The following is a 9,978-nucleotide window of genomic DNA, read 5'->3' as shown; positions in this document are numbered from 1 at the left end:
GACTGGATGTTCCGGCCGCGCGAGGTCCAGCCGTCCCCGAGCGCGGCCATGGTCCGGGTGTACGGGTCGGGGGTCATGCTGCTGTAGTACGAGCCGCCCTCGCCGCCGACCAGCAACGGGTCGTTCCCGGTGGTCTGCTGACGCCCCGGGTCGGTGCGGTAGCGCGGCCACCCGTCCGCCCCGGCGACCGCCGCCGCCTCCTCGTCCAGGTGGCGGCCCCACGGCGCGTAGTCGTCGAGCCGGTGGATCTTGACCCGGTCCGCGTACGCCGTCGTCGCCGCAGCCTGCCCCGCCTGCGCGCCCACCAGCAGCAGTACGGCGACAACCGGCTGCCAGCGGCGCACCCGCGCCCCGGCCCCCGCCGGTACGGTCCGGCCCGCTCTCCTCCGCAGCGCAAGCCCGGCCACCACCGCGGCCAGGCCGAGGCCGAAGAGCGGATACGTATATACGGTGACCGTCCGCTATACGGTGACCGTCCGCGAGAAGGCCGCGAAGGCCGCCCCCGCCGCGAGCACCCCCGCCCCGCCGGCCAGCGCCCTGCGGCCCGGCAGTCCGTACGACAGCGCTGTCCAGGCCGCGATCACCAGCAGACCGCTCAGCACGAACGTCTGCCGGTACGGGCTGCCGTTCGGCGTCGCGAACAGATGCCAGAGCAGATGCGTGGGCTTCCACTGCATCGACAGCGCCACCAGCACCACGAGCCCCGCCCACGCGGCCCGTTCGCGGTGCGGCACCGCCCGGTGGAAGGCCAGCGCACACGCGAACAGCAGGGTGCCCGTGCCGAGGAAGAGCGCCGGGGTCGAGAAGCTGTACGTCGCGGGGAGCGTGCGGGCGAACACATCCGTCCAGGCGGCGGGCGCGAAGTCCCGGGCCCAGCCCGGGTACGCGTGCCGGGTGCCGAGGAAGACCGTACAGAGGAGCGGCGCGGCCAGTCCGATGCCGAGCAGGACCGTCCCGGCCGCCCTGAGCAGCACCCGGAGCCGGCGGCGCGCCCCCGTCTCCGTGAGCAGCAGCCGCACGAGCAGCACCAGCGCGGCTCCGATGGTCGCCATGTACGCGGTGTAGAAGTTCGCGGTCCAGGCGAGCGCGACGACCACCGGCCCGAGCAGCGGTCTGCGCCCGCCCCGCACCCACTCGCCGACCAGGCACAGCAGCGGGAAGGCGATCAGCCCGTCCAGCCACATCAGGTTGTACGACGCCTCCAGGACCGACCAGCCGCAGAGCGCGTACGAGGCGCCGAACAGCCCGGCCGCCCACCAGCGGCCCGGGCGCAGAGTGAGGAGCAGCGAGGTCATCGCCGCCGACGCCGCCGCCATCTTGAGCAGCGTGACCAGATACACCGCGAGGTCGATCCGGTCCTTCGGGAAGGCCGCCACCAGCAGCGCGAACGGGCTGCTCAGATAGGTCCCCAGATCCGGCAGGAACGATGTGCCGTACCCCGACTGCCAGTTGACGAACAGCCCGCCGTGAGCCCTGCCGTGCAGCAGGTCCCGCAGATGGGCGTGGAAGGGGATGTACTGGTTGCCCAGGTCGCTGATGCTGCGGTGGCGGGGCCCGTAGGGGTAGATCCGGGCGGCGGCGTCCCCGGCGCACACGGCCAGTACGGTGAGCGGCATGGCCAGTACGGTGGCGCGGAGACGGGGCGTCACTGCCGGACGGCGGGGTTTCATCCTCCGAATATGGCAGCGAATACGCTGAATTAGCCTGGAATACGGTGAGTTCACCCAACCGTCGCCGGGACTTCACCCCCTCCCGTTCTCAGGAGCGCGTACGCAGATGAACACCGCACGGTCGGCCGCTACGGCCAAGCTGGGCCAGCTGGTCCGTTTCGCGCTCGTCGGCGTGGTGAACACCGGTACGTACTACGGCTGTTACCTGCTGCTGCTCACGCGGCTCCCGTACCTCGCGGCGCACACCGTCGCCTTCTGCCTCAGCATGGTCGGCTCGTTCTTCATGAACGCCAGGTTCACCTACCGGATCCGGCCGACCTGGCGGAAGTTCCTGCTCTTCCCGCTGACCAACGCGGCGAATTTCGTCATCACGACCGGCGGGGTGTACCTGCTGGTGGGTGTGGGGCACATCGGTGCGCACTACGCGCCGCTGGTCGCGGCAGCGGCGGCCGTTCCGCTCACTTTTGTCATCTCCCGGATGATCATGCTCCGCCCCGACAACCGGGAAGCCCCTGAATCGTTGGTCGAACCAGTGGCCCCGGCCACACCAAGTGCCTAACATCGATCAACGCAAGGTCTTGTGCACCGAAGCACAAACCCGCCCGGTGCACCGAAGCACAGACTCGCCCGCCAGGAGGCTCCTTTGCACCGCCGTCGTCGCACTGCGCTCTCCGTGTCCGTCGCCCTCGTCGCCGCGGCACCGCTCCTCGCCGCCTGCGGCAGCCAGCCCCACCCGGGCGCCGCGGCCGTCGTGGGCAAGGACCGGATCACCGTCGCCGCCCTCCAGACGCAGGTGAACGACGTGCGCGCGGCGCAGAACAAGTCGCCGCAGGCCGCCGAGCTGATCAGGAGCAGCAACAACCTCAGCGGTATGAAGCTCGGCACCATGATCTTCGACCGGGTGCTCGCGAAGGCCGCGTCGGACGCCGGGGCGAAGGTCACCCGCAAGGACATCCAGGACGCGCGCGCCCAGCTGGTCAAGCAGGCGGGCAGCGAGCAGCGGCTCCAGCAGGTCTACCTCCAGCAGAACGGCATCGCCCCCGGCCAGATCGACCAGGCACTCCAGGAGCAGGTCACCGCGTCGAAGCTGGCCGCGAAGCTGGGCGGCGCCTCGCTCAGCACTCCGCAGGGCCAGAGCGCCGTGCTCCAGGCGATGATGAAGACCTCCAGGGCGATGGGCGTGGACGTCAACCCGCGCTACGGGGTCTGGGACGCGAAGAAGAGCCAGCTCGGCGCGTACAAGACGCCGTGGATCACCGAGGTCACCAAGGAGCAGTCCGCGCAGTCCGCCGGGACCGGAGTCAGCGCGGCGGGGTAGTTTCGACGGGTGACCGCTGAGAACACCTCCGACGCCTCTTCCACCGCTGACGACGCCGGGGCCGCGGCTGCCGCTCACGGCGACGCCGCGGCTGCCGCTGACGCCGCCGCCGCTCACGCCGTCGCCGAAGACGCCGCCGCCCCCGGCCGGGTCGTGCTGCTGACCACCAGCCACCGGGTCGCGCCCGGACTGCTGTCCTGGCCGGCCTGGCAGCTGCTGCACACGGCGGACCGGGTGCTCTGCGCGGACGCGGGCCATCCGGAGCTGCCGTATCTCCGCGAGGCAGGCGTGACGGTCGAGCAGACGGCACCCGACGCGCACCGGCTGGTCGAGGAGTGCGCGGGCGGCCGCACGGTCGTCGTCCTCCCGTCGGGCGAGGGCGACCGGCAGCTGACCGACGGCCTGGCCAGGCTCGCGGGCAGCGGCCGGGTGCGGATGCCGGACCTGGAGCTGCTGCCCGGCTCGTACGATCTGCCGGGCGCACGCCTGCTCGACCTGGTGCAGGTGATGGACCGGGTGCGCCGCGAGTGCCCGTGGACCTCCCAGCAGACCCACCGGGGACTCGCCAAGTACCTGATCGAGGAGGCGTACGAACTCGTCGAGGCGATCGAGGACGGCGACCGCGACGAACTGCGCGAGGAACTGGGGGACGTCCTGCTCCAGGTCGTCTTCCACGCCCGGATCGCCCAGGAGGGCACCGGCGGAGAAGGAGAAGAAGACGGAGAAGAAGGAGACGAGCCCTTCTCCATCGACGATGTCGCCGGCGGCCTGGTCGAGAAGCTGATCCGCCGCCACCCGCATGTGTTCGGCGACGAGACGGCGGAGACCGCCGATGACGTCCACGCCCACTGGAACCGGACCAAGGCGATCGAGAAACAGCGCACATCGGTGACGGACGGCGTCCCGGTCGGCCAGCCGGCCCTCGCGCTCGCGGCGAAACTGACCTCGCGGGTACGGGGTTCGCAGCTCGACGTACCGCTGCCGACGGGCGAGGGCGTCGGCTACCGGCTGCTCGCCCTGGCCGCGAGCGCGGAGGCGGCCGGCACGGACCCGGAGGCCGCACTGCGCGCCGCGGCCCGGGCGTACCGGGACGCGATCCGGGCCGCGGAGAAGGCCGCACCCGGTACGACTACCGTCGAGGAGTGACCGACAACAGCACCGCAGGCCCGGCCCCCGCCCTCTTCACCTGGGAGTTCGCGACCGACCCGTACCCCGCCTACGCCTGGCTGCGGGAGAACGCACCCGTCCACAGGACCGCGCTCCCCAGCGGCGTGGAGGCCTGGCTCGTGACCCGGTACGCGGACGCGCGGGCGGCGCTCGCCGAGCCCCGGCTGTCGAAGAACCCCGCCCACCACGCGGAGTCCCCGCACGCCAAGGGCAAGACCGGCATTCCGGGCGAGCGCAAGGCGGAGCTGATGACGCATCTGCTGAACATCGACCCGCCGGACCACACGCGGCTGCGGCGCCTGGTCTCCAAGGCGTTCACCCCGCGCACCGTGGCGCTCTTCGCCCCGCGCGTACAGGAGCTGACGGACCAGCTGATCGACGCCTTCGTGGCGGACGGCCGGGCCGACCTCATCCATGACGTCGCGTTCCCGCTCCCCATCTACGCCATCTGCGACCTGCTGGGCGTCCCGCGTGAGGACCAGGACGACTTCCGCGACTGGGCGGGCATGATGATCCGTCACGGCGGCGGCCCGCGCGGCGGGGTCGCCAGGTCGGTCAAGAAGATGCGGAACTACCTCGCCGAACTCATCCACCGCAAGCGCGAGAACCCCGGCGACGACCTCATCTCCGGGCTCATCAGGGCGAGCGACGACGGTGAGCACCTGACCGAGAACGAAGCGGCCGCCATGGCGTTCATCCTGCTCTTCGCCGGGTTCGAGACGACGGTCAACCTCATCGGCAACGGGATGTACGCGCTGCTCCGCAACCCGGACCAGCGCGAGCGCCTGGAAGCGTCACTGGCGGCGGGGGAGAGCGGCCTCCTCGCCACCGGTGTCGAGGAACTGCTGCGTTACGACGGGCCGGTGGAGCTGGCGACCTGGCGGTTCGCCACCGAGGCGCTGACCCTGGGCGGGCAGGCCGTCGCCGAGGGCGATCCCGTACTCGTCGTGCTGGCCGCCGCCGACCGCGACCCCGAGCGCTTCACCGAGCCCGACACGCTCGACCTCTCACGCACCGACAACCAGCACCTCGGCTACGGACACGGCATCCACTACTGCCTGGGCGCCCCACTCGCCCGGCTGGAGGCGCAGACCGCGCTCGCCACCCTGCTGCGGCGCCTCCCGGAGCTGCGACTTGCGGTGGAACCGGGCGATTTGCGCTGGCGCGGCGGGCTCATCATGCGGGGATTGCGCACGCTTCCGGTGGAGTTCGGCACCCGGGCCGGTGACCCGCAGGTCTGACGGCCTGACCAGTACATGACTGACGTGCCGTCAAGAATGTGACTTTCACGTGATCTCCGCTGCATCGACTTGTGACTGGCGTTCGAGTGCGGCTACGTTCACCCCTCGACTCATCCGTCACACGGAAGGCCACCGCATGCGCACCGGGAACGGTCGGCACCGCCGCCCCCGTCAGGCTCCAGCTCTTGTCGTAGCGGCAGGAGTTACGGGCTCGGCCATCGCCCTTCCGCTGCTGGCATCGACCGGCGCCCACGCGGCCGACGCCACGACCTGGGACCGGGTGGCGCTGTGCGAGAGCGGCGGCATCTGGAGCGCCGACCTCGGCAATGGCCACTACGGCGGACTCCAGTTCTCGCAGACGACCTGGGACAAGTACGGCGGCGGGCAGTACGCCGCCCGCCCCGACCTGGCCAGCCGTTCCCAGCAGATAGCCGTGGCTCAGAAGGTGTACGCGGCCGAGGGTGCGACGCCCTGGGCCAGTTGCGCGGCCATCGCCGGGCTGACGAAGGGTGACGCGGACACGGCCACCGTGGACCCGGGCTCCCCGGACACCGCGAGCCCGGCCCCCTCGGCTTCGGCCGGCTCAGGGAAGGACGCGGCGGACCCGGACGCGAGCGCGACCACCGGATCGAATGCGGACGATACGGGGCAGACGCCGTCGAAGCAGTCGTCGGCGAGCCCGAGCCCGTCCGATTCACCCTCGGGCTCCTCTTCCGGCTCCGCATCCCCGTCATCTCCGTCATCCGGCTCTTCTTCGGATGCAACGGATGGTTCGGACTCTTCGGGCTCTTCGGTTGATTCAGGCAAGACGGGCAAGACCGGCAAGACAGGCACTTCGGGAACCGCGGACTCCAGTGCGTCCGCCACGCCCGACACGCCCGACTCCGGGTCACCCGCGCCTTCTGACTCGGCGACACCCTCCGACCCGGGGGCCGGTAAGCACCGGGGCGGCGCCGACGACGGGTCCGGTGCCGGCCGTGACGAGTCCGGCCGCCATGCCTCGCGTGGCGGAAAACCCTCCCGGGATGACGCCCGTACGGACGGCAGCTACACCGTCCGCGCGGGTGACAACCTCTGGGCCATCGCCGAGGCGCACGATCTGCCCGGCGGATGGCCCGCGCTCTATGCGGCGAACCATCAGACGGTCGGAGGCGACCCGGACTTCATCGTTCCTGGCCAGAGCCTTGATCTCGACCCAAAACAGGGGTAGTTAGCTCCTGTATGTCCGCTTCTGTTCGAGTGAGACATGGCTCTCGTCGGTCCTGCTGAATGTCCGGACTGTCCGCCCGGCGCACGCCGTCCCTCACCTGCGAAAACGGGTCATGCGTGGTCGTAAACCCAGGATTTCGTCCCCGATGTTCATCTTTGAATATCGGGGGGTCCTGTGATTACGGTCAGACCGCTCGCACCGCGGGCCTCTTCGATCGCCACGCCGAATCCTGCCATCGGTCGAAGGGAAGCAGTTGACGCTAAGAAGCGCCGCAGGCAGGAGCGGGGGACCCAGGTAAGCGCCGGGGCCGGCCGTCCGTTCAGAGTCAGAGAACGGCACGAACCGGGACCGGCTTGGGGTGAAGCTGTGCGCTAGGCCGCGCAGCCGGGCAACTCATTGGCCCGAACCCGACAGCTCACCTCGTAGGCGTCGGTGAGGAGATTCGTCATGCTGTTTTCCAGCAAGTCCAAGCACCGTCGCCCCTCGAAGGCCGTCCGTGTCGCCACGCTCGCCGGTGTCGCCGGTGCGGCCGTGGCCGTGCCGCTGATCGGTGCGACCTCCGCGTCCGCCGCCTCGGTCTCCACCTGGGACGCCGTCGCGCAGTGCGAGTCCGGTGGCAACTGGTCCACCAACACGGGCAACGGTTACTACGGTGGCCTGCAGTTCAACAACTCCAGCTGGGCCGCAGCCGGTGGTACGCAGTACGCCCCGCGTGCCGACCTCGCCACCAAGGGCCAGCAGATCGCCACCGCCGAGAAGCTCCTCGCCATGCAGGGCCCGGGTGCCTGGTCCTGCGCCGGTGCCGGCGGCCTGACCAGCGGTGGCCCGAGCCCGGACGTCTCGACCTCGTCGAACAGCTCCTCGTCCAGCTCCTCGTCGAGCGCCGACCAGCAGAGCAGCCACAGCGACCAGCAGGCCGCTTCGCGCAGCGAGGCCCGCACCAGTGCGCCGGCCGCTCCGAAGCACGCCGCCCCGAAGCACGCCGCGCCGCGGACGATCCAGAAGGGCGACGGCGAGTACAAGGTCAAGGCCGGCGACACGCTCTCCACGATCGCCAAGGCCGAGCACGTCTCCGGTGGCTGGAAGAAGGTCTACGACCTGAACAAGGACATCGTGAAGGACGCCAACCTGATCTTCCCCGGTCAGCAGCTCCACCTGAGCTGATATCGGCTCTCCCCCTGCACCCCCGGCCCGGCGCGACTCCCCCGTACGCGCCGGGCCGGGGGCCTGTCCGACGGTTACCAGTCAGTAAATTTGCTGACTTTCACACCGTCATACGATCTTTTGGGCCCTTTTTCGTCCCAGGGTCCGGGCGCCCTGCCGGTTGATCCCCCCGAGCCGGTTAGGCTCTTGTCGCAAGGCCAAAGACAAAGAGACCCTGCGCCCATAGCGTCACATCCCAGAAGGAGATGCTAGTGCCGTCCATCGACGTCGTCGTAGCCCGGGAAATCCTGGACTCCCGAGGCAACCCCACGGTCGAGGTCGAGGTCGGCCTCGACGACGGCAGCACGGGCCGTGCCGCCGTCCCGTCCGGCGCCTCCACCGGTGCGTTCGAGGCCATCGAGCTCCGCGACGGTGACCCCAACCGTTACCAGGGCAAGGGTGTCGAGAAGGCAGTCCTCGCCGTCATCGAGCAGATCGGCCCGGAGCTCGTCGGATACGACGCCACCGAGCAGCGCCTCATCGACCAGGCGATGTTCGACCTGGACGCGACGGAGAACAAGGGCTCGCTCGGCGCCAACGCGATCCTCGGCGTCTCGCTCGCCGTGGCGCACGCCGCGTCCGAGGCTTCCGACCTCCCGCTCTTCCGTTACCTGGGCGGCCCGAACGCGCACCTGCTGCCCGTTCCGATGATGAACATCCTGAACGGCGGGTCGCACGCCGACTCCAACGTCGACATCCAGGAGTTCATGATCGCGCCGATCGGCGCCGAGTCCTTCTCGGAGGCGCTGCGCTGGGGCGCCGAGGTCTACCACACCCTCAAGAAGGTCCTGAAGACCAAGGGTCTGTCGACCGGTCTCGGTGACGAGGGCGGCTTCGCGCCGAACCTGGAGTCGAACCGCGCCGCCCTCGACCTCATCCTGGAGGCCATCAAGGAGGCCGGTTACGCGCCGGGCAAGGACATCGCGCTCGCGCTCGACGTCGCAGCCTCCGAGTTCTACAAGGACGGCAAGTACGAGTTCGAGGGCAAGTCCCGCTCGGCCGCCGAGATGACCGAGTACTACGAGGAGCTCGTCGCCTCGTACCCGCTCGTCTCCATCGAGGACCCGCTGTACGAGGACGACTGGGACGGCTGGAAGGTCATCACCGACAAGCTGGGCGCCAAGGTCCAGATCGTCGGCGACGACCTCTTCGTCACCAACCCGGAGCGGCTGGCCCGTGGCATCGAGGAGGGCTCCGCCAACGCCCTGCTCGTCAAGGTCAACCAGATCGGTTCGCTGACCGAGACCCTCGACGCCGTCGAGCTCGCCCAGCGCAACGGCTTCAAGTGCATGATGTCGCACCGCTCCGGCGAGACCGAGGACGTCACCATCGCCGACCTCGCGGTCGCCGTGAACTGCGGCCAGATCAAGACCGGCGCCCCGGCCCGCTCGGACCGCGTCGCCAAGTACAACCAGCTGCTGCGCATCGAGGAGATCCTCGACGATGCTGCGGTGTACGCGGGCCGCTCGGCGTTCCCGCGCTTCCGCTCCAGCTGACACAGCCGAAGCCGGCACGGCCGAAGAACTGAATAAAGAGCTGAATCAGCTGAATCAGCAGTAAAGGCGCAGTCACGCGCAGCCGTCCCCGTACCCGGTCCCGTACCGTGTCCGGGGACGGACGTGCGTGTGTATCGGGGAGGCGGCATGGCAGGGAACCGGGACCGGTTCTCCACCGCGACCAGGCTCAGGGTGCTCGGCGAGCAGACCGCGGCCCGTGTCTACCGTTCCCAGTCCAGGCGCCAGGCACGCAGGCCCCGGCTCACCGGCCGGGCGGCGATACTGCTGATGGTGCTCTGCACCCTGGTGGTGGCGCTCGCGTATCCGATGCGGCAGTACGTGTCCCAGCGCAACGACATCGCCGACCAGCGGCGCCAGGTCAGCGACGCGAAGGCGCGCGTCGAGGAGCTGCGGGACGAGAAGGCCCGCCTCCAGGACAACGCGTACGTGGAGCGGCTGGCCCGCGAGCAACTGCACTATGTGCGGCCGGGGGAGACCAACTACACGATGGTCGATCCCGATTCCCGCACCCAGCGCTCCGGCGGCAAGGGCGCGGCGGACCGGCCGTGGTACTCGAACCTGTGGGACGGCGTGGACAGCGCGGACCGCACCAAGGGCCCCTAGCCACGCCGTACGCCATGCGCCTCCGCTTCCGACCCCGCACATGACTTCA

8 protein-coding genes, 1 pseudogene and 1 riboswitch are annotated in these 9,978 nt (G+C 70.0%); of the genes and pseudogenes, 8 read left to right on the top strand and 1 reads right to left on the bottom strand.

All coding sequences use genetic code 11. From position 1 onward, the window contains the following. Window positions 1-1,616 (bottom strand): annotated as a pseudogene (locus G3I19_RS07665) (YfhO family protein); the annotation flags it as partial. Between the two features lie 160 nt (window positions 1,617-1,776). Between G3I19_RS07665 and G3I19_RS07660 the strand changes: the two are divergent. The 8 genes from G3I19_RS07660 (at window position 1,777) to G3I19_RS07625 (ending at window position 9,929) form a co-directional block, all read left to right on the top strand. Next, a complete protein-coding gene (locus G3I19_RS07660) occupies window positions 1,777-2,229 on the top strand; it encodes a GtrA family protein (RefSeq protein WP_164260979.1) in 453 nt (150 codons plus the stop codon). A gap of 84 nt (window positions 2,230-2,313) precedes the next feature. Beyond that, entirely contained in the window at window positions 2,314-2,988 is a 675-nt protein-coding gene (locus G3I19_RS07655; RefSeq protein WP_164260977.1) for a SurA N-terminal domain-containing protein, read from the top strand. Window positions 2,989-3,141: 153 nt separating this feature from the next. Further along, complete coding sequence (locus tag G3I19_RS07650; RefSeq protein WP_343235019.1) at window positions 3,142-4,134, top strand: nucleoside triphosphate pyrophosphohydrolase; 993 nt, start codon at window positions 3,142-3,144, stop codon at window positions 4,132-4,134. Continuing rightward, complete coding sequence (locus tag G3I19_RS07645; RefSeq protein WP_164260971.1) at window positions 4,131-5,396, top strand: cytochrome P450; 1,266 nt, start codon at window positions 4,131-4,133, stop codon at window positions 5,394-5,396. Before G3I19_RS07650 ends, G3I19_RS07645 begins: the two co-directional genes overlap by 4 nt. Before the next feature lie 136 nt (window positions 5,397-5,532). Continuing rightward, complete coding sequence (locus G3I19_RS07640) at window positions 5,533-6,606, top strand: transglycosylase family protein (RefSeq protein WP_164260968.1); 1,074 nt, start codon at window positions 5,533-5,535, stop codon at window positions 6,604-6,606. Between the two features lie 257 nt (window positions 6,607-6,863). Continuing rightward, window positions 6,864-7,050, top strand: a riboswitch (cyclic di-AMP (ydaO/yuaA leader). Between the two features lie 3 nt (window positions 7,051-7,053). Beyond that, window positions 7,054-7,770 (top strand): transglycosylase family protein, encoded by a 717-nt coding sequence (locus G3I19_RS07635; RefSeq protein ID WP_164260965.1) that lies wholly within the window; start codon window positions 7,054-7,056, stop codon window positions 7,768-7,770. 245 nt (window positions 7,771-8,015) lie between these two features. Continuing rightward, a complete protein-coding gene (eno, locus tag G3I19_RS07630) occupies window positions 8,016-9,305 on the top strand; it encodes a phosphopyruvate hydratase (RefSeq protein WP_164260962.1) in 1,290 nt (429 codons plus the stop codon). 147 nt (window positions 9,306-9,452) lie between these two features. Then, on the top strand, window positions 9,453-9,929 hold the full coding sequence (locus G3I19_RS07625) for a septum formation initiator family protein (protein ID WP_164260959.1): 477 nt from the start codon (window positions 9,453-9,455) through the stop codon (window positions 9,927-9,929). Window positions 9,930-9,978 lie beyond the last annotated feature (49 nt).

Origin of the sequence: Streptomyces sp. SID10853 (assembly GCF_010548145.1) — a bacterium.
In the GTDB taxonomy this organism is placed as follows: Bacteria; Actinomycetota; Actinomycetes; order Streptomycetales; family Streptomycetaceae; genus Streptomyces.
The sequence above is the reverse complement of the archived record's forward strand: the minus strand, read 5'-3'. Positions and strand labels throughout refer to the sequence as shown.